Below are 348 nucleotides of genomic sequence, written 5' to 3' on the forward strand. Positions count from 1 at the left end.
GCTCCGGAGCCCGCACCGCCGTCTTCGCCGGGATCGACAACTACGTCGCGACTCTCACCAACACCGAATTCGGGGCCAGTGTCGGCCGCGTGCTGCTTTACGGCTTCATCTTGATCCCGCTGATGCTCGGACTCGCGCTGCTTTTTGCGTTGCTGCTGGACTCCAAGCGCACCAGGGCCGCCGGTTTCTCCCGCACCGCCATCTTCCTGCCGTACGCCGTGCCGGCCGTGATCAGCTCGCTGCTCTGGGGGTTCCTCTACCTGCCGGCGGTGAGCCCGTTCTACTTTGTCTTCGACAAGCTCGGCTGGGACGTCCCGTCGATGCTGTCCTCTGGCGGGGTCACCTTCG

General features: G+C 65.2%; 1 pseudogene. It reads left to right on the plus strand.

From position 1 onward, the window contains the following. Positions 1–348: pseudogene (locus BV453_RS01585) on the plus strand (sugar ABC transporter permease); the annotation flags it as partial.

Source organism: Microbacterium sp. ER1, from assembly GCF_023383675.1.
In the GTDB taxonomy this organism is placed as follows: domain Bacteria; phylum Actinomycetota; class Actinomycetes; order Actinomycetales; family Microbacteriaceae; genus Microbacterium.